The sequence below is a fragment of the Desulfosediminicola flagellatus genome (assembly GCF_005116655.2).
GTDB classification, from domain to species: Bacteria; Desulfobacterota; Desulfobulbia; order Desulfobulbales; family Desulfocapsaceae; genus Desulfopila; species Desulfopila flagellata.
Genome location: NZ_CP050698.1, coordinates 3969130 through 3989925, shown reverse-complemented (window position 1 = coordinate 3989925; position 20796 = coordinate 3969130). Strand labels below are relative to the sequence as shown.

General features: G+C 47.3%; 16 protein-coding genes and 1 riboswitch. Of the genes, 9 read left to right on the top strand and 7 right to left on the bottom strand.

Going from position 1 to position 20796, the window contains the following annotated elements; translation table 11 throughout:
- Nucleotides 1-8 precede the first annotated feature (8 nt).
- Both FCL46_RS16480 and FCL46_RS16475 read right to left on the bottom strand, forming a co-directional pair.
- The gene (locus FCL46_RS16480; protein WP_136806537.1) at nt 9-1019 is read right to left on the bottom strand and encodes a hypothetical protein; all 1011 of its coding nucleotides are present in this window, start codon (nt 1017-1019) and stop codon (nt 9-11) included.
- A gap of 317 nt (nt 1020-1336) precedes the next feature.
- On the bottom strand, nt 1337-4420 hold the full coding sequence (locus FCL46_RS16475) for a methylmalonyl-CoA mutase family protein (protein ID WP_136806538.1): 3084 nt from the start codon (nt 4418-4420) through the stop codon (nt 1337-1339).
- A gap of 128 nt (nt 4421-4548) precedes the next feature.
- Here FCL46_RS16475 and FCL46_RS16470 point away from each other — a divergent pair, with 128 nt between their 5' ends.
- Nucleotides 4549-5025, top strand: coding sequence for a PaaI family thioesterase (locus FCL46_RS16470; RefSeq protein WP_136806539.1), 477 nt, complete (start codon nt 4549-4551; stop codon nt 5023-5025).
- Nucleotides 5026-5417: 392 nt separating this feature from the next.
- On the opposite strand, the gene FCL46_RS16465 is transcribed toward FCL46_RS16470, so the two are convergent.
- From FCL46_RS16465 to pdhA, 5 genes are all read right to left on the bottom strand, one after another.
- Nucleotides 5418-6530 carry a Glu/Leu/Phe/Val family dehydrogenase gene (locus tag FCL46_RS16465; protein WP_176371611.1) on the bottom strand — a complete coding sequence of 371 codons (1113 nt, stop codon included), beginning with the start codon at nt 6528-6530 and terminating at the stop codon, nt 5418-5420.
- Nucleotides 6531-6583: 53 nt separating this feature from the next.
- Complete coding sequence (gene lpdA, locus FCL46_RS16460) at nt 6584-8011, bottom strand: dihydrolipoyl dehydrogenase (RefSeq protein ID WP_136806540.1); 1428 nt, start codon at nt 8009-8011, stop codon at nt 6584-6586.
- Nucleotides 8012-8024: 13 nt separating this feature from the next.
- Complete coding sequence (locus FCL46_RS16455; protein ID WP_136806541.1) at nt 8025-9368, bottom strand: dihydrolipoamide acetyltransferase family protein; 1344 nt, start codon at nt 9366-9368, stop codon at nt 8025-8027.
- Nucleotides 9369-9510: 142 nt separating this feature from the next.
- Nucleotides 9511-10488, bottom strand: coding sequence for an alpha-ketoacid dehydrogenase subunit beta (locus tag FCL46_RS16450; protein WP_136806542.1), 978 nt, complete (start codon nt 10486-10488; stop codon nt 9511-9513).
- Nucleotides 10481-11596 carry a pyruvate dehydrogenase (acetyl-transferring) E1 component subunit alpha gene (gene pdhA / locus FCL46_RS16445; RefSeq protein WP_136806543.1) on the bottom strand — a complete coding sequence of 372 codons (1116 nt, stop codon included), beginning with the start codon at nt 11594-11596 and terminating at the stop codon, nt 10481-10483. The genes FCL46_RS16450 and pdhA overlap by 8 nt, the downstream gene beginning before the upstream one ends.
- Before the next feature lie 435 nt (nt 11597-12031).
- On the opposite strand from pdhA, the gene FCL46_RS16440 reads away from it, so the two are divergent.
- The 8 genes from FCL46_RS16440 (at nt 12032) to FCL46_RS16405 (ending at nt 20395) form a co-directional block, all read left to right on the top strand.
- A complete protein-coding gene (locus tag FCL46_RS16440; protein ID WP_136806544.1) occupies nt 12032-12298 on the top strand; it encodes a hypothetical protein in 267 nt (88 codons plus the stop codon).
- Nucleotides 12299-12949: 651 nt separating this feature from the next.
- Nucleotides 12950-14857, top strand: coding sequence for an alkaline phosphatase D family protein (locus tag FCL46_RS16435; RefSeq protein ID WP_136806545.1), 1908 nt, complete (start codon nt 12950-12952; stop codon nt 14855-14857).
- Between the two features lie 206 nt (nt 14858-15063).
- Entirely contained in the window at nt 15064-16083 is a 1020-nt protein-coding gene (locus FCL46_RS16430; protein WP_136806546.1) for a potassium channel family protein, read from the top strand.
- A 218-nt stretch (nt 16084-16301) separates the two neighbouring features.
- Nucleotides 16302-16393, top strand: a riboswitch (TPP riboswitch).
- A 100-nt stretch (nt 16394-16493) separates the two neighbouring features.
- Entirely contained in the window at nt 16494-17303 is an 810-nt protein-coding gene (gene thiM / locus FCL46_RS16425) for a hydroxyethylthiazole kinase (protein WP_136806547.1), read from the top strand.
- Between the two features lie 5 nt (nt 17304-17308).
- A complete protein-coding gene (gene thiE, locus FCL46_RS16420) occupies nt 17309-17947 on the top strand; it encodes a thiamine phosphate synthase (protein WP_136806548.1) in 639 nt (212 codons plus the stop codon).
- A 9-nt stretch (nt 17948-17956) separates the two neighbouring features.
- On the top strand, nt 17957-18697 hold the full coding sequence (locus tag FCL46_RS16415; protein ID WP_136806549.1) for an ABC transporter ATP-binding protein: 741 nt from the start codon (nt 17957-17959) through the stop codon (nt 18695-18697).
- Entirely contained in the window at nt 18694-19458 is a 765-nt protein-coding gene (locus FCL46_RS16410) for an ABC transporter permease (RefSeq protein WP_136806550.1), read from the top strand. The genes FCL46_RS16415 and FCL46_RS16410 overlap by 4 nt, the downstream gene beginning before the upstream one ends.
- Entirely contained in the window at nt 19442-20395 is a 954-nt protein-coding gene (locus FCL46_RS16405) for an ABC transporter substrate-binding protein (protein ID WP_136806551.1), read from the top strand. Before FCL46_RS16410 ends, FCL46_RS16405 begins: the two co-directional genes overlap by 17 nt.
- Nucleotides 20396-20796 lie beyond the last annotated feature (401 nt).

The following is a 20796-nucleotide window of genomic DNA, read 5'->3' as shown; positions in this document are numbered from 1 at the left end:
AATATGCCTTAAAAGCGAATTCGCACTCCACCACCGATACGACCGTAAAGATCAAATTCATCAAGTTCGTCAACAGCTGATCGTACCTCTACAAAGAGTTGAACGTTATACGATTCAGGGGCTTCGTAGATCTGACGACCGAAGTTAAGGATAATGTCGAGATCGGTGTCTTCATGGTCTACATCGCTATCGCCATCAGTAATCCAGCCACCCAGTCCAGCTGCAGCAAACCAGGCGTTGTTGAAGGTATAGTTGGCGAGCATGTCGATCACCAAGGCACTGGTACTTTCGGTGCCATCCAGTTTGGGGCTTACGCCAATCAGGCCGATAACTGAAAAGTTATCGGTATATGCATGCTCAATACCAAAACGAAAAAGCAGGTGATTTGCTGGGTCCAGCTGATGCAGATATCCTATATCAGCAACCAGAGCAAAACCGGACTGGCCTTTCTTGGTGTCATCTTCCATAGTATCTGCAGGTGCAGCTGCCGGGTCCTTAACAACTGGAGTTGCAACAGGAGTCGGCGGTGTTGGTGATTTCAGCGCAGATTTAGGCATGAGCGGGGCCGGTGCAACTGTTTTCAGGGTAAGGTTACCGCAAACCGGCGGTACTACAAAGGTGTAGCGTTTTCCATCTTTATCAACATGAAATTCATAGACTGAAAAGTTTGAATCGGATTCCCAGACAACGTCTTTATCTATACGAACCGGTCCTTTGCCGCCTTTACGATAAAACATCCATGGAAAACGTTGTCCTTTACCGTATTCGGCCATGGTGACTTCCATTTTCGTCAATTGCATATAGAGAGCATCGGATACATTACCAATGCCCGCCTTTTTCATACCAGCCCTGATGTCAGTTTCCTGAGCCATGAGCATAGTTTTAAGCTCGTCAGCAGAATTAATTGACGTGTGGTTGAAAGGATTTTGCCCAAATTCAGTAAGAGCATGAGCTGAGTGGGCAATGCAGACGATGAACATAAACAGGAAGGTAATGTGGAAAAACGTTTTTTGTTTCATGGCGGGCTCTCTCCTTGGCTATGTGAAACATTCGAAACGCTACAAATACATAGATTTATTATCTTGTGACTATCCGAAATTCTCAACGATTGAGGCTTTCGGGGGCGGACAGCGTTGCGATATCCTATTGTTTTCGCATTGCAAGACAATGACCATCCCCCGCTCGCAATTCTGTCCTGAGTATCTCTGTAAATTCTACCTCTCTGGTAAATCCTGTCAATAAAAGAGTTTATTAGTTTGTTAGGTATTTGGTCCATAGTTTTATAACTACAGAGGATTATTCAATTGTGATGCTGATCTTCTGAGATTATAATTTGTTACACCATTTTTCTGTAACTCCCACCGGCATTTTTCAGGCATTCAGTTATCTCTCCCAGAGTGGCATAGCGTACAGTCTGTAGAAGTTCGCTGAAGATGTTACCTCCGGAGACAGCTGTCTGTTCAAGTTGTTGGAGGTATTTTTGACTGATATCACGATGTTTTTCCCTGAACTTTTGGGTTCGTGCGATTTGTCTTTCCCAGTCCTCCTCCTGGGGGCGCATCAGTTGAGCCGTATTTGGGATGTTTTCGGGGCTATCGACCTGCTGTAGGTAGGTGTTGAAGCCGATAATTTTCCTTCGGGGTGAATCGTCTTTGCCACCACCATATTTCTCCCATTCATATCGGGCTGAGCTTTCGGCAATAGAATTACGCTGATAGCCAAGTTCTGTTGCCGGGCCTACACCGCCAAGCTGATCAATCCGCTCAAGCTCTTCGAGAACCTGTTGTTGTAACTGTCGGCTCAGGTTCTGCATTGCATAGGAGCCGGAGAGCAGGTTCTGGATAAGAAAACCTTCGGCTTCTTCACGCAAAAAATTGGGGATGAGTGTTGCTTGGCGAACATACTTTTCGCTTGGCGTGGTCATCGGCTCATCAGCGGAGTCAACGTGGAGTGAGTTGGTGTTATTGAGTAAGCCGACATAGGCGTGATAGGTTTGGCGGATCGGGTTAAGGGTGTCCCATTCATTGGCTTGCAAAGCTCTTCCTGAGGTCTGGGTGTGGAACTTAAAGCGTTGACTGCGGTTGTCGGCCTTATAGCGATCCCGCATGGCGATTGCCCATATTCTGCGACACACAGGGCCATATGCAAGCCATTCGGCCTCATGGGAAACCCTGAAAAAGAAACTGAGGCTTGGTGCGAATGCATTAATATCCATGCCGCGCTTGAGGAAATATTCGACATAGGTGAAACCATTGGCCAGGGTAAAGGCAAGTTCCTGCACAGGGGTTGCTCCGGCTTCACCTATATGATAGCCGGAAATCGAGAGTGAATAGTACGAATTAATCTGTTCGGCGATAAAGTGAGCCTGAATATCGCCTAGAATCTTCATGGAAAAATCGGTCTGGAAAATACATTCATTCTGGGCCTGTACTTCTTTGAGTATATCAGCCTGAACTGTGCCGCGAAGGCTTCGACATGTCTCTTTAAAGAAGGTTTCGTATTCTTCGGGGCTGAGCCTTTTACCTGATTCCTTTTCTTCACGTTCACGCTCAATTTCGCAGGCGGCAACCATATACATGGCAAGTATTACCGGTGCTGGACCGTTAATAGTGAGTGAAGTTGAAATGGTTCGTATATCAAAGCCTTTGAGGATGAGTTTCATATCTTCATAGCTATCGACTGATACTCCGCCTTCACCGATTTTTCCCCGGCTACCAGAGTCATCATCACTGTCATCGCCATAGAGGGTGATGCCGTCGAAGGCGATACTCAGGCGCGGGTTGGCAACGCCACGATTGAGCAGATGCAGCCGCTCGTTAGTCTCTTCCGGGCCGCGTAATCCTGCAAATTGGCGCGTAGTCTCGCCCGCTGTGGGCAAACGGAAAGGAAAGATTCCAGTCGCATAGGGAAATGCTCCGGGAAGCCCATCTTCCAAAAGAAAACGTAACGTTTCAGGCCTATCTTCGGGATTTGGTAAGGCAACATTTGGCAAGGTGAAATCGTTGGTTGAAATATGATTTTCTGAAATGCAGAGTTTTTCTGCTGCATCCTGTGACATCTTTTGCCACTCAGTCTGCCAATTCTTAAGCAGATCCCTGCAGGTTGGATCAAGTCGGTCAACATTATCAGGGTTCTGACGAATAAGGGCAATCTGTTCCCGGCTCCAGTCGTCATATTCTCTGACCGTGCGGACAACTTCAGCAAGATAGTTGCGACGGGCGTAAGGAACGAGTTCCATTTTCTTTGCATGCTTGAAAATGTCCACCGTTTCAGTTGCAGGCGGTTGCCAGCCTATTTGGCGGCATAGGGCAGCAAAGAGATTGTCCATACCCTGATCGCGATGAACTTTTGCCAGCACTCCATAGAGGCGGTCCTTTTTGCCTGCCTGTTCAAGCATGATCTTGATTTCCTGGTACGCAGCCTCCGAACCTGCCAGATCAATTTTGTTAAGCACAACCAGATCAGCTTCCTGCAGCATTTGGTCTTTAGCAAGTTGTAAAGTTGTGCCGTATTCGCGGGTTTTGACACAGAGAGTTATATCCGGTGAGAGTGTCTTCAGATCAATACCTGTCTGGCCTACCCCAGGAGTTTCGACGATGACTATATCGTAGCCCGCCTTATGGCAATGGCACACCATCTCGGGTAGCGCTGTATTGAGTGATCTGTATGCATCGGCAGTTGAGATTGAGCGCATGAAAACATTGGGATGGTAGATATAATTCATGCGCACGCGGTCAGCCAGAAATGCTGAAGTGGACTCTTTGGTTACCGTAGTCGGATCGTTGGAGAGGATGGCGATTTTTTTATCGGGAAAGTGCTCAAGGATTCTGAAGGTTAACTCGTCAATGATTGTAGACTTTCCTGCGCCGCCATCTCCGGTTACTACAAGGGTTTTCCCGGAATCGTGGCGGGTAGTCTGGATAGCTCTATCTGCATTTCTGTGAGCAATATCTGCAAGAGTTAATTGAATCGGTAGCTGCGAATCTTCCTGTTCAATGTGATTGTCCAGACTCATTTTCATGCGTGTGACCATATCGTCACACACTTCGGTAAGCGGGATACCTGCCCGGTAGATCTTTGCAACACCAAGCTTTTCAAGTTCTAAAGCTTCTTCTGCGCTTATAGTTGCGCCACCGCCGCCAAGGAGCTGCACCTCCCGCTGGCAGTGTTCCCGCAGTTGATTCAAAAGATGCGGGAAAAACTGCATATGCCCCCCGTTATACGAGGCAATGGCTACCCCGTTTGCATCTTCTTGACTGGCGGCGGCGCAGATCGCTTCAGCCGACATATTAAAGCCCATATAAATGACTTCCACACCATATGGATGTTGAAGAAGTGATCGATTGATAGCCAGAATAGAAGCATCATGACCATCGTAATGGGCTACAGCTGTAAGTATTCGAAGTATTGGTTTAGGCATGGCTGCTGTATTATGTAGTGTATGAGTGTATATATTTAGGTTTTGCTATTTTGTTACTCTAGGGAGTAGTGTAACAATATGATTTCTCACCTATTAAAATATTCACCTTTAAACGTTCAGGAGGTGTTATGTCTGACAAGTCTTTTCAGGATTATTACCCCGATTCGCTTCAACATTGTTATGGTTGCGGTCCCAAAAACGATAAAGGGTTACATATCAGAAGCTTTTGGGATGATGATGAATCTGTGGCACACTTTTCGCCCAAAGAATATCATCTCGCATTTCCGGGCTATGTTTATGGTGGCCTTGTGGCGTCACTGGTTGACTGCCATTGCGTTGGTACTGCCGCTGCAGCGGCCTATCGAGAGGAAGGGCGGGAGCCCGGGACTAGTCCCGCATTCCGCTATGTAACCGGTTCATTACATGTAGATTATCTGCTGCCCACTCCCCTTGGGGTTGAGCTTGAGATCAGAGCCAGAGTTGAAGAGATCAAGGGTAAAAAAACGGTTGTCACAGCTTCCGTCATCGCAGATGGTAAGGTGACAGCAAAGGGCAGGGTTATTGCCATTCGTATGCCTGACCATCTTCAACCCGATACGAAATAGTTTCCGTTCTAAAACTACCCTATGGTCCAATTTCAGCGTTGCGCATCAGATTTTTATCCTCAGAATATCAGTTATATACTTGCGGTAAAAATCTGAAACGCGCCTCGAACTAGAACCATATGCCGAGTTTTAGAATGAAAACCATCTAAAATAGAACTATTTGAATTATCTCTCTTGTTGCAGCCTACGATCCCGAAATGTTTTTTTAGGATCATGTGCAAAGCATTAAGGATGCAGCTGTATTTTTTTCATGAAATATTAAGGCCGGTCCAAAGTCATCATCTGTTCAGGTGGGGTCAGGTTCAAAGTTGCATTTAGTGGGCTATAGTAAAGCTATACCCACTAAATACAAACTGAAGAAGATAGCCCCGCATGGACTGATGAAGCATGAACTAGAATATTGACCATCGCTTAGTCGCCATGATCTTCTTAAGCCGTTCGGTTGCAAAGTTTATGGCGGCCTGACGTAATGGAATATTCTCCTCTTCAGCACGTTTAAGGATATGCACCGTGTTTTCGCGCAGGGTATGCTCGATTCTACCCATGGCCATTATTTTACCGCCTCCGTGATATTCGGTTGCAGCACAGATTACACCACCAGCATTAACGATAAAATCCGGAAGGCAGAGGATATTGTGCTCATGCAGGTACTGCTCTGCTCCGGCTGTACAGGGTATGTTTGCTCCCTGGGCAACCATTTTTGTTTTCATTTCCTTAACGTTATCATCGTTGATAATGTCAGGTCGCGCTGCAGGAATCCATACATCACATTCAATGCTGATTAACTGATCCTGGCTGATTGATTCTGCCTGTGTATATTCAGCCACGCCTTTTTTCTGCTCTTTAAGCCTTATTAACTCCTGTACATTGATACCCTTGGGGTTGGCGATGGCTCCCCTGGAGTCAGCCACCCCAACCATTATCGCACCTTTTTCAGCAAGAAAATTGGCTACGTGTTTGCCTACGGCGCCAAACCCCTGCACAACAAATGTTGCACCCTCAAGCTCAAGCCCTTTGTGTTCCAGAGCTACATCTATGGCATGAAACAACCCCCAGCCGGTTGCACCGATCTCATCAAGCGGTATGCCGCCAAGCTCAGTAGGCACGCCGACAACACGGTCTTCTTCGTCTTTAATCCAGGCCATACATTCTTCGTTGGTGCCCATATCCGGGGCCAGGATATATTCTTTAATGTCGCGCAGGCTATTGGCGAGGGCGCGGATAACGATCTCTTTTTTCGCTTTATCCATCTTGGGGTCACCATAAACAACAACCTTGCCACCGCCATGGGGAAGGCCTGCTGCGACGTTCTTCATGGTCATCGCCCGTGCTAAGCGAAAACATTCCTCGACGCTTACATCCGTTGCCATGCGAATACCGCCGATCGAAGGGCCGGCAGCAACGTTATCGACTACTAAAATGGCTTGTAAGCCTGAGTTGGGTTCATACACATGCAGAATTTTTGTGGGACCGAATTCGTCGGCAAAGATTGCAATTTCATCCATAGCACTACCTCATGGTTTACTGAAGTTCAGGATTATGGTGAATTAATGAGATACTACCTCGTCTTTTTGGGCATAAGATGCGTTGGGCTTCCTACAAATATTTCAGCAGCCTCACCTTCTGTTTCTGATAAGGTCGGGTGGGGATGCAGACTGAGCGCCATGTCTTCGGCCAGCGCTCCCATCTCTATTGCAAGCACAGCTTCTGCGATAAGACCTTCGGCACCGCGACCGGTAATGCCTATGCCGAGAATTCTGCCGTCTTCAGGGTTGGCGAGGATTTTCGTCAACCCGTCTGTCGCACCCATGGTGTTGGCTCTGCCGGAATATTTCCAGGGGAATTTTTCAATAACCACAGGGATATCTATTGCTTTCGCCTGCTGTTCGGTGAGGCCGCACCATGCAATTTGTGGATCGGTGTAAACAATGGCGGGGATCGCTCTGACATCAAACACCGAGCTTTGACCAGCAATAACTTCAGCGGCTATTCTGCCTTCACGGGTGGCAGTATGTGCCAGCATTATGCCTCCAGACACATCACCGACAGCAAAAATATTTGGCTCTGTTGTTCGCTGCTGTTCGTCAACGTTAATACATCCTCTATCGTCGAATTCCACCCCGGTATTCTCTAAGCCGAGCTTGTCAGAAAGCGGTTTACGGCCCATGGCAACCAGCACTCTGTCAAAGCTATGCGCTTCCTGGCCATCAGGTGTTTCAAGCTGCACAAGTACCCCTTCATCAGATTCTGTGAGACTGGTTATGCGAGTATTGAGCAAGATGTTTGTGAACAATTTTGCCAGCTGTCTGGATAATGGTTGTACAAGATCGTGATCCACTAGCGGCAGCAGCCTGTCTTCGACTTCTGCCAGCCAGACATCGCTACCAAAGGCTGAATAAACGGTGCCCAGCTCAAGCCCCACATAGCCGCCACCGATAATGAGTAAATTTTCAGGGATTTCGGAAAGGTTGAGTGCTTCGGCAGAGTTCATGATTCTGCTATCGGCTGAAGGGGTGGTGCCGGGAAAAACAATAGGTGTTGAGCCAGTGGCGATAATTGCGTGTTTGAATTTGATCCGGCTGATTTCCGAGCCCTCAAGACGAACTGTGGTTGAATTTTCAAAAAAAGCGGTACCGATTATAAGCTGCACTCCTCGCTTGTCGCTGAGGCTGACAAGGCCGTCGGCCATATTGTCAATCACCTGATTTTTCCAGGCTTGCATTGCCGCCAGATCAATTTCTGGTTCTTCGAAGCGTAACCCTTTCTCGCGTACTCTTCGGGTATCAAGAAGCAACTCGGCAAGATGCAGATAGGTCTTTGAAGGGATACATCCTTCATGGAGGCAAACTCCGCCAGGCCGGGGGCGCGGGTCGACAAGGGCGACATCAAGTCCCAGATCGGCGGCTCGAAATGCAGCACCGTAACCACCGGGGCCACTGCCGATTACGACAACATCAACTGTCATTACCATGTCGCCCATTACCATAAAGGCTGCTCCTTTAAATCATATTAATCAGCAATTCATCAGGATCCTGAAGTGCATTGATAATTACCTGCATAAATCGAATAGCATCGGCACCGTCTGCAACTCTGTGATCAAAACAGAGGACTACAGGCATTTGCAATCGTGGTACAATTTCATGGTTACCTTCTTTGTCGGTGACCACTGCAGGTTGCATCCTGCCCTGACCGAGACCGAGTATAGCAATTTCAGGATGATTGATAATAGCTGAGAAATGACTGCCACCAATGGCACCGGCATTGGTAATGGTAAATGAACCTCCGATAAGTTCCTCACGGCGTGATTTTCTCTCTCGCGCCCGGGTGATTGCTTCGTGTAATTCGACCGCGAGTTCTTTAATGGATTTGCGATCAACATCCCGGATAACCGGCACCATCAGACCATGGTCGGTGTCAACAGCAACCCCGATATTAAAATATTTTTTGATGATGATTTCCTGATTGGCAAGATCAAGGGTAGCGTTGAAATGCGGATAGCTTTTTAAAGCAGTTGCCACAGCTTTCAGGGCAAACACCGTCATAGTCAGTCTACCACCCGCTTTTTTGACATCGTCTTTATGGCGTTGTCTGAATTCTTCAAGCCGGCTTATATCGACAACGTCCTGGCAATTGACGTGAGGAATCTGCGCCCAGGACTGGGACATGCGATTGGCAGTTGCCCGCCGTATAGAACGGAAAGGCTGACGTTCGATTTCGCCAAACTGGCTGAAGTCAGGAAGAGTTTCTGCAAATTGGCGGGAAGGAGTCGTGACCGCTTCATAAACAATGTCTCCTTCAATTTCTTCAACCTTTCTGCTCTCAGGTTCAGCATCAGGTGTAGCGCCGCCTGCAGCAAATTGACGCACATCTTCTGCGGTTACCACTCCGCTTGAACCGGTAGGAGTAACCAGGTGTAGATCCACATCAAGTTCTCTGGCTAACCTGCGGGTGGAAGGGGATGCAGGAACCGGCCGTTTCCTGTCTGTTGAAGGTGTACCTGTTGCTGCGCGCGCTGCTACGGTTTCTGCAGGCCTTGAATCTTTTTGGGTATCGACATGAGGTTCCGTTTCCTGTTGCGTTTCCGGTGACGAGGGGGCGGCTGAGTCGCTGGTGCTGAAAGTTATCAGCACATCACCGACTTTGGCGATATCTCCGCTTTCTACATGAATTTCAGTGACTGTACCTGTGGTGGGCGAAGGGATTTCAACTGCCGCTTTATCTGTTTCTACCTCCAGGATGAGATCACCTTCCTGAATGGCTTGACCAGCGGTTACAGCGACAGCCAGAATTTCTGCCTCATGAACACCTTCCCCCAGATCCGGTAAACGAAACGATGTGGTCATTTTTGCTCCATTGGTAACTATATAATTGCACGCTGGGACTGCTCATTACCCATATCTTCTCAGTTTTGCGAAATCTGTCTCTTTTCCAGCATTTTGCATTTCCAATGCAATTTTCTCAGTCCTAAACCCTTTAACCTCAGTCCTATTTTATCATGGTAGCCCGGGCAGCCTGCATGATACGTTTAACATCAGGCATATATGCTTTTTCCCTGCTAAAATATGGAATTACTATATCATATCCAGTAACGCGCTGTATCGGTGCTTCGAGATAATAAAAAGCGCCTTCCATCAGGCGGCTGATAATCTCGGCTCCCGGCCCGAAACTCTTTGGGGCCTCATGCACTATCACGGCTTTACCAGTCTTACGGATAGATTCGATCATGAGGCTGTCATCAAGCGGAGCGATTGTGAGCAGGTCTATTACTTCTGCGCTGATGCCTTCCTTCTGGAGTTCTTCAGCGGCTTCCAGCGTCGGCCGAAGCATAGCTCCGTATGCTATCATGGTGAGGTCATCACCTTGTCTGGATATTTGCGACTTGCCGATCTCCAGTGTTTCTTCCAGCTCGGGAACATCTTCTCTAAAAGCACGATAGAGTGCTTTGGATTCATAAAAAATTACAGGATCAGGATCGCGAATAGCACTCACCAGCAGGGCACGAGCATTTCGGGGGCTTGAGGGTATAACCATTTTCAGGCCGGGAGTGTGTGCCCAGTAGGCTTCACGACTCTCGGAGTGATGCTCGAGTGCGCGTACTCCGCCACCGTAAGGTGCCCGCATAACCATGGGGCAGGTGAGTCTGCCCTGGGTGCGCCAGCGCATACGTGCGGCGTGATTTTCAACCTGATGAAAATTCTGGTAGGAAAATCCTGAAAACTGTATTTCGCACACAGGTTTTAAACCGTATGCCGCCATGCCGATGGCCATGCCGATGATAGCGGCTTCGGCGAGCGGTGTGTCAATGACGCGCTGATCACCAAACTCGTCAATAAGGGCATCGGTAACCCTGAACACACCACCGTCGGGGCCGACATCTTCACCGAGAATAAGCACGCTGTCATCTTGGGTCATTTCCTGTTTGAGTGCAAGGTTGAGAGCTTGAACCATTGTCATTTTAGCCATGGTTCACCTCCTTTGCATCTTTTTCATTACTAGCGAGGTTACGGACAACTTCCTGCTTTTGTATTTCAATATGCGGTGGGAGTTCAGCAAATAAGTGGTCGAACATATCTATCGGATCACCAAGCTCTTTCATCTGCTCTTCAACCCTGTTGATAGCTGTCTGTATCCGGTCAAGGATTCCTGCCTCAATCTCTTTTTGTGTGGTTTCTGTGAGTATTTCTTTATTTTGAAGATAGATTGCAAAGCGTGTAAGCGGGTCTTTCGCTCGCCAGGACTCAACTTCTTCCTCTGTGCGATAGCGAGTCGGGTCATCTGCCGTTGTGTGCATCATCACTCTGTAGGTGACGCACTCAATCAGGGTAGGGCCACCACCTGAACGTGCACGCTCTGCCGCTTCCTTAGCAGCGACATAGACAGCGAGAACATCATTGCCATCCACCTGAATGCCCGGTAAGCCGTAAGCTATAGCTTTCTGGGCGATAGTTTTTGAGCGGGTTTGTTTTTTTAGCGGGATAGAGATTGCCCACTGATTGTTCTGGCAGATAAATACAACCGGCGTCTGGTAGACTGCGGCACAGTTCAGCCCTTCATGAAAATCTCCTTCAGAAGTTGCACCATCACCAAAATAGGTCATTACAATTTCATCTGTTTTACGATATTTGGCAGCATAACCGAGTCCGGTTGCGTGCAGGATCTGGGTGCCGACAGGTACTGACATCGGCATATCCTTTTGATCTTTAGGGATGATTGTTCCCTCGTTAAAGCCGTTGTAATATAAAATAACTGATTCCAGTGAACGACCGCGCCAGATCTCCGCTGCAGTCTCACGAAATGCGGGGACCATCCAGTCGCTTGCTTTTAGCTGAAAGATAGAACCGATCTGAGCAGCTTCCTGTCCTTTAATTGGTGGAAAGGTGCCGATGCGCCCCTGTCGTTGCAAGTCGAGCATTCGTTCATCAAAACGGCGGCCGAGCAGCATGGCCTGGTAAAGCTCCAGAAGTTTCTCTTTGGGAATATCCGGTTCAAGTTCTCTGTCAACGTTCCCATGTTCATCGAGGATGGAGAGGTACTCTATGGTATCTTGAATTTCTATTTTGGTACGTGGCATTTATTGGCTCCTTCGGCAGGAACTGGAGGAAATGAAGTATACGAAATCAGTCTGCCTGCTGATGCATTTTGTGTCCTGATGTGTATGTTGTAATGCTGTGCTAAAATGGGCTAAGTGTCCGTATATTAAAAGATCCTACTTCAAGTATACCCACGATGGGCATAATAGCAAATTTGAGAGGGAAAAAGGGATAGCGTTTTCCCTACTCTATTTTTGCTGATTTGATAGTGGCTGGAGTTGTAGGAATATTTGAATTCTGAGCGCCTTCGTCAGATGTTTCAATTATTGCTTGAGTAAAAATGCTCCAATAAATTCTGTAATGTTTTTTCTCTTCACTCCCTGCTGTGATATATTATGGAATGAGCTGATGTTGAGTTGGATTATTTCTGCGGTTGATGTTTGCATCGGCTGGAAAAATGTGAAAAGGAGCAGGATATGAAAATGACACAAGAGTTTGATAGTCTGATGGAAAAGCTTAAGACCCAGCGTGATGAGATAAAACTGAAAATTCATCTGGGTTCCATGGAAGTACGGCAGGAGTTTGAGGACGCTGAGAATACGTGGCAAAATGTGAAGCTCAAAGCCTCTGAAATAACAGATGATGCTGTGGAGACTTCAGAAGAGTACGTCGGCAAAGCAAAGGTGGTCGGTGAAGAATTGAAAGAGGCTTACAACCGTATTACTCAGCGCCTGTCAAAGTAATATATCCTTGTAGGAGTTTGTCCAGGAATAGGAAGTTGAGAAAAGACCACTCTGGGAAAGCCTCCTAACCCTGCCCATTACCCATGTTTTTCAGTTTTTGAGAAATATGTTGTTTTTCCAGTGTTTTTCATGGACTGGAAGCGGGTCTGAGGACTTAGGTTTTGATTTCTGGGTGATGAGCAATCCCAGGAGGCTGTCCGACAATGGCAATTTTCGCTCAGGTCAAGGCAAACTCGCAAAATTACCGGAAGCATATAATCGATATCCCGAGGATAATTTTTCGAGTTTAACGAAGATATGGGTGGAAAGAGCATTGTCGGACAGCCTCCTAGTGCTCTGTAAATCTTTAAATGTCGCAAAGATTGTTCGACAATTTTAGTGCACTGCGAGGCACGAATGAGGGAGCATAGCAGCGATACGTGACTGAATGAGAAACGAAGTCAGTGTGCTAAAAGGGCGAACAAGATCGGATAGGCAAAGGTTTACAGAGCACTAGCCTGTTTACGCGAATTAGTTACTGGCATCCGGCTGCGAATAATGCGAATTGACACATGACTCTTCATAATTTAGGGTGGAGTTCTGTATGTTGTTGAGAAGACAACACAAGACGAGGGAAATATTCATTTATGATATCCACCACGCGGCATACGTATGCAAGAATTTGTTAAACTTCCTCCCATTATTGCAGGCCCGATTCTCCGTAGATTCACCGCAGATCGACTGGTATTGTGGCTGGTTGCCAGCAAGCCTCTTAATCTGTCACTCTGCCTCTACAACCACGATGACGGGGCGTGTGTATTTAAAGGAAACAGCTCTGATTTTTCGCCACCACCAGTAAGGATTGGTGAGCAGGCGTATATCTATCTCATCGATTACATCCCCGAAGAGCCATTTGTTGCCAATACATTGATGGAATATGATCTGTTGATTCATACCGACAATGATGAATTGAAACTTACAGATTGCTGTCCGGATATTGTTTATGGCACTCAACCACGACCTGTCATTGTCTATAAACATGAGATTGACCATGTAATGCATGGATCATGCCGCAAACCTCATTACCCTTCAAAGGATGCGCTGCTGAGAATTGATCAGGAACTTGCAGGCACTTTCGAAATGCAGGAGAAACGCCCGGCACTGCTGATGATGACAGGTGATCAGATATATGCCGATGATGTGGGGGGGCCGATGCTCGTGGCAATCCACCGGGTGATGGAATTACTGGGGCTGTACCCGGAAAAAATCGAAGGTGCTGTAGTCAAAGACAGTGATGAGTTACTGCGCAGCGAATTGTGCTATTACAGTCGCGAAGATCTCCTCCCGCATAATAAGGAGACTAAAACTCTTCGAGACAGGTTTTTCGGAGGAGTACGAAAACCTATTTTTACTGCTGAATCAGCACATAATCATCTGGTGACCCTTGCTGAACTGTCGGCGATGTATCTACTGACCTGGTCGCCGGTGCTTTGGGAATACATCGACTATAGAAATGCGGATATTCCCGATGGCTTTAAAGCACTCTACAATCAAGAGCTTGAGGCTGTTGAATTATTTGCGGGTGGGATTGCAGGGGTGCGGCGGATGCTGGCCCACATTCCCATCTATATGATTTTTGATGATCATGATGTTACCGATGACTGGAATCTGACCCGCGGCTGGGAAGAGGTTGCCTATGAACATCCTTTTTCCAGGCGAATTATTGGTAATGCCCTGGTCGCCTATTTTCTCTTTCAAGGCTGGGGTAATAATCCAAAACAGTTTGCCGGAGAGTTCATGGATCATGTGCAGGACTGTTTTGCAGAACCGGGCGCTGAAAAACAGGATGCACTGATAAACTACCTGCTGGAATACGAACACTGGAATTACAGCTTACCTACGTCTCCTAAAGTTGTGGTGCTGGATACCCGTACCAAACGCTGGTGGTCAGAATCCAGCCTGACCAAACCTTCGGGACTTCTTGACTGGGAGGAGCTTTCAGCCATGCAGCTGGAGATGATGAATGAGCCTTCTGTGCTGCTTGTCTCGCCTGCACCCATTTTCGGCGTGAAGCTTATTGAAGTGGTGCAGAGAATTATAACCTTTTGCGGTCATCCACTTGTGGTCGATGCCGAGAACTGGATGGCGCACCCGGGCTCGGCTAATGTACTGCTTAATATCTTTCGTCATCGGAAGACGCCGAAAAATTTTGTGATCCTTTCAGGCGATGTCCATTACTCGTTTGCTTATGATGTTAAACTCAAGTATCGCCGCAACAGTCCGGATATATGGCAGATAACGTGTAGTGGTTTTAAAAATGAATTCCCACCGGGTTTGTTGCTATGGTTTGACCGGCTTAATCGCTGGCTCTATGCCACCCATTCACCCCTGAACTGGTTCACAAAGCGGAGACAAATGCGCATCCGGCCCCGCCGGCCTGACAATCATGCTACACGTCACGTTGTTAATGAAAGTGCAGTTGGCAGGGTGCGCCTGAACAGTGAAGGAGAACCGGTTGCGATAAGTGTGTTGCCTGCAAGCGGAGGTGAAGTGAGGTTTTTGTCCCCGAACCCACGGTAGGTTGTGGTCGTGACGGTAGTTTGAGACGGTAGCCTATCCTTATCTGACTGGTATAGGTCTGGCTGAAATAGAATTTAGATGGTAATTTATAATATTTACAGATGAATAGGCTTTATGCTTCGAGAGGGATCTTTTTTGATTGATATCACTGTGGTGAAATACAATGCAGTATCAGAATTATGAAAGAATCAGGATAATACGTTGATATGAAGAACGGTCTGAAGAGAGCACTGGCGTTTGCCCAGAGAGAAAATCTGATGAAGTTGCTGATCACCATTGTGGTAATCATCTTTTTCAGCAGTATTGCGATTACCTATTTCGAGCCAAAGATTGATTTCGTCAGCGGTATCTGGTGGTCAGTCGTAACGCTTACAACTGTTGGTTATGGCGATATTTCGCCAACCACAGGAGGTGGCCGGGTGGTTGCAGCGCTGATAATGTTTTTTGGTATCGGTCTGCTCGGCATGTTGAGTGCAAATTTAGCTACGATAATGATAACTAAACGAATGCGGGAAAATAAAGGTATGGAGACAACGAATCTCGAAAATCATGTAATCATCTGCGAGTGGAACCATAGAAGCCGTGCGGTATTGCGGGAAATGCGGGGTGAATCAGGTGCGGAAGTTGTGCCGATAGTCCTTATTGCCGATATAGTGGAAAAACCGGTAGATGATGAACAGGTTATTTTTATCAGCGGTCAGGTTAATGAGGAAACCCTGGAAAAAGCGAATTTGAAGGATGCCTCCACCGTGGTTGTGCTCGGAGATGATTCACTTGATGCCACTTCACGCGATGCCAAGGTGGTACTTACCACCCTGACCATCGAAACGATGAATCCCGATGCATATACCATTGTCGAGATAGCAAATAAGGTGAACGAGCAGCACTGCCGTCGTGCAAATGCGGATGAAATCATCGTCGGCAGTGAGTTGAGCAGTCATCTTCTTGCCACAGCTGCCATGGATCATGGCATGTCCACTATCGTTACCGAGCTGATCAGTGCACGATATGGCAATGATCTTTTCTCTGTAGCCGTGCCGCAAAAGTTAGTCGGCAAAGATTATCTGGAAGTTATGCTCACAATGAAAAAGGAGTATCAGGCGACCCTGCTCGGTATTCAGAAAGGCAGGGGGGGGGAGTTGCAGGCCAACCCTGATCAGGGATATGTCATTGATGATAAAGATTTTCTGGTACTGATTGCCCGTGAGCGTCCTAAGTTGGTGTAAGCTTTCCAGTATTCAAGACATTGATACTACATAAGGGATTCTCTGAAATTCCAGATAGCTGTGCCTGACCATCTGCAGACCCTGTCGACACTGTGTTTCGACAGGGTCTTTTTTCTTGTGTCGTTTATTTCTGTTTCTTCAGATGATCTGCCTGATATATCAGTGGCTCGCTTAGATTGACTTTGTGGTACTATTCATATATAGAAGAATAGAGTTGAAATTTTTGCAGGGGGTGGCTGATTTGCCTGAGATGATACCCGTTGAACCTGATCTGGTTAAGACCAGCGTAGGGATTTGCAGAAATTGTTCTGATGTTCCAGACAGTTTCCTTTCTCAAGTCGTTGTCGCTGTTATTTCCGGAATCTTCCCCGCCTGTATGTTTATCCACCAGTGAGACATGGAGCATTACTATGTTGCAACTTGCCGAAATAGCATCCGAAAACCTTGAAAAGGTTCGGGCTGATAAACCGTTGATTCATAATATCACTAACTTCGTCGTGATGAATTCTACTGCTAATGTCCTGCTTGCTGCCGGTGCATCGCCTGTAATGGCGCACGCTGAGAATGAGGTTGAGGAGATGGCGGGCTTTGCAGGGGCACTGGTGTTGAATATCGGTACACTCACGGATATCTGGTCTGAATCAATGATCAAGGCCGGAAGAAAGTGCTCAGAGCTGGGTACACCTATTATACTTGACCCGGTAGGTTCGGGAGCGACAGCGCTCAGAACGTCTACAGCTAAGAGGATTATAGAAGAAACATCAGTGAGTGTTATCCGTGGCAATGCCTCCGAGATTCTTTCTCTTCGGGATGAACAATCTAAAACACGCGGGGTGGATTCTCTGCATACCGTTGATGAAGCCGCTGAAGCTGCAGCAATACTTGCAAAAGAGCTGGGCACCACCCTTGCTATCACAGGTCCGATAGACCTGGTGACTGATGGACAACGGGTTATACGGGTAGCCAACGGTCATTCACTTATGCCATATGTTACCGGAACCGGATGTGCTGCAACCGCGCTTATCGGAGCATTCACTGCTGTTGATAAAGATCCCGTAACAGCCACAGCTACTGCGCTTGCCTACTTTGGTCTGGCTGGCGAGGTTGCCGGAAAGACGGCAAAAGGGCCTGGTAGCTTTATGGTAGCTCTGCTTGATGCACTATATACGCTGACGCCGGTAGATTTGCGTGCTGGTTGTCGAATTACCTCGGATAAGTAACAGGCATGAAAGATTACTATTCACTGTATCTGGTGACTGATCGGTCACTCTCATGCGGCAGAACAACAGTCGAAATTGTTGAGGCTGCCATTACTGGTGGCGTGTGCTGTGTTCAGTTGCGCGAAAAGAACCTCGGCACCCGTGAGATGGTTGAAGAGGCCAAAGCACTTATGGCGCTGCTTAAGCCCAGAAATATACCACTTATAGTTAATGACCGTGTGGATGTGGCACTTGCTGCCGATGCCGATGGTGTTCACCTGGGGCAGAGTGATATGCATATCAGCGATGCCCGTGCGCTTGTGGGGCCGGGTAAACTGATTGGCATATCAGCAGAAACCCAGGAGGATGCAATACGGGCTGAGCGTGAAGGTGCTGACTATATCGGTGTTAGCCCGGTGTATTCTACCGCTACTAAAACGGATATTGCTAAACCTCTCGGTCTTGAAGGTGTGAGGGAGATGAGAAGGAATGTTGCGATTCCTCTTGTTGGAATTGGTGGCATTTCTGAGAAAAACGCCGCTGATGTGATGCGGTCCGGTGCTGATGGCGTGGCTGTTGTTTCGGCGATTGTCTCTGCAGCATGTCCCGAAAGTTCTGCACGCAGGATTTTTGAGCAGATTCAGCATGGCAGAAACGGGCGCTGATTATATCGTATGCAATCTCCTTCCATACATTTTGAAAACGTCACCCTGGCGTTTAACGGTACTCCGCTCTTTGAACAGTTTTCAGCGGAGATGCCTGCAGGTAAATGTACCTGCCTGCTTGGTCCGAGCGGCTGCGGCAAATCAACAATACTCGGGCTCATTTCAGGGAACACAACGCTTAAATTCAGCGGGAATATACACTTCTTGCCAAAGCGTGATGTCGTTCCAACAATTGGCTGGATGGCTCAGAAAGACTTACTGCTCCCCTGGCTGACTGTTCGCGACAATGTACTGCTCGGGGCAAAGTTGCGTGGCGAGGTAACTGATAAACTGATCAAAAAAGCTGACGGATTACTTGATGATGCAGGGTTGACCGGTTATGGGGCCTCGCTGCCGGCAGAACTTTCCGGGGGCATGCGACAGCGGACAGCGCTTTTAAGGACACTCATGGAGGAACGATCCATCATCCTTATGGACGAGCCCTTCTCGGCGCTTGATGCTTTAACGAGAATGAAATTGCAGAACATGTCTGCCCGAATGACACGAGGCAGAACTGTGTTAATGGTAACCCATGATCCGCTTGAGGCTTTACGTCTCGCGGATAGAATTCTGGTACTGGGAGGAAAGCCGGTACAGGTAATTTCTGTAATTGATGTTGAGACACGTAGCCCGAGGGATCCACAAAATATTGAGGTGCAGAGCATATACCCGAACCTGCTCAAGCAGCTTATGAGTGAGGTTTCAGCATGAATCTTGCCCGCCCGTTAATTTTGGCTGCAGGCCTGCTGCTGATCTGGCAACTGGTGGTGGTAATTTCAGGAGTGCCTGCATATATTCTTCCTGGTCCGCTGCCTGTAGCAAAGGCGTTGGTTTCCCACTGGTCGGCTTTGCAGGGACATTTGCTGACAACGGTTATTGAAATTCTCGCAGGTCTTTTTATTGGTGCTCTGCTTGGAACAACCTGTGCGTTAACCATGATTTTACTGCCATTGTTAAAACGGTGGTTGTTACCGATACTCGTGATCAGTCAGGCTATCCCCGTTTTTGCACTGGCTCCGATACTGGTGCTCTGGTTTGGCTATGGGATGGCTTCCAAGATTGCCATGGCTGTACTTATCATCTTTTTTCCGGTCACTTCCTCATTTTATTACGGGATGCAGCGCACTCAGCCTGAGCTTCTGGAGTTGGCGCGTATTATGGGAGCAAAACCGATTGCCGTATTGCGCTGGATCGTTATTCCTTCTGCACTGCCGGCTTTTGGTTCAGGGGTGAGAGTGGCTACGGCTGTTGCGCCAATCGGTGCAGTGGTGGGTGAGTGGGTTGGTTCGAGTTCCGGTCTTGGTTTTTATATGCTGCACGCAAATGCGCGAATGCAGATTGATGTAATGTTTGCCGCCCTGGCTGTATTGGCTGTGGTATCGCTGGGGCTATATTTTTTAGTAGATAAGGTCGTAACGACTTTAATATTCTGGGAAAAGACAAAGGAAATATACAATGAAAAAAGTATGTAGATCAATTGTTCTCTCTGTGGCGGTAGCAGTGTTTGCAATGGCAGGACAGGCAGCAGCAGCTGAAAAGGTAACGGTTCTGCTTGATTGGTTCGTTAATCCTGATCATGCACCACTCTTTGTTGCACTTGAAAAGGGCTATTTTGCAGATCAGGGTCTTGATGTCGAGCTGATTGCTCCGTCAAACCCGAATGATCCGCCTAAGTTGGTTGCTGCAGGTAAAGCTGATATCGCTGTTTCGTATCAGCACCAGCATCAGATGCAGGTAGATCAGGGGTTACCTCTGGTTCGTATTGCGACTTTGGTTGCAACTCCACTGAACTCTCTGGTTGTGCTTAAAGACGGACCTATCAAATCTATTGCTGATCTTAAAGGGAAAACTATTGGCTATTCAGTTGGTGGTTTTGAGACAGTGCTGTTGAAAGTGATGCTTGAAAAAGAAAACCTCAAGCTTGAAGATGTGAAATTGGTAAATGTTAACTTTTCACTTTCTCCATCGCTCTTCACAGGTCAGGTTGATGCAGTAATCGGTGCATTCAGGAATTTTGAGTTGAACCAGATGGAAATCGAAAAGCGTCCGGGTAAAGCGTTTTTTGTCGAAGAACACGGTATTCCTGCATATGACGAGTTAATACTGGTGGCTAATACGAAAAGTGTTGGCGATGCGAAGTTACGGAAATTTGTAAACGCGGTCGAAGCAGGAGTGCAGTATCTTGTGAATCATCCTGACGAGAGTTGGGAGCTCTTTGTTAGCGGTGATAGAAGTGAGCTCGATGATGCACTCAATCGCAGAGCATGGGCAGACACCCTGCCACGATTTGCATTGCGTCCAGGTGCACTTGATCGTCAGCGTTATATCCGTTTTGCAGAGTTTTTAAAGAAAGAGGAAGTCATCACTAATACTCCTCCTCTGGAAGAATGGGCTGTTGAACTGCCATAATCTTTGTAGTTGTTCTGTTTGAAATTGCTGCAAAGATCACAACCCTGCCTGCGTCATGTCGGCAGGGTTTTTTAATGTGTACCGTTTATGCCTCATTCCTAACACCTTGCTCCTCACATCGTATATTTATAGAGAAGAGTAAACAGAAAATTATTTTGAGAACAGTTGGTGACGTAGGTAATTCGGTATCATTATAATTTTTAAAGTCTCCGTAGTTAATTGAACCCTATCCTTTATGTTGATTCAAAATATCTTATTGACCGGCGGTCGGTCATGAGGTAATGTCCCGCCAGGAACTCTACAGTGATAATGTAAAAACAATGTAACTATTCAGTCAAGACCTCATACGTACCCTTTTCTGTAGGCCGTAACTGTTTAGCAGTGCTCCAGATGGCCTCAAG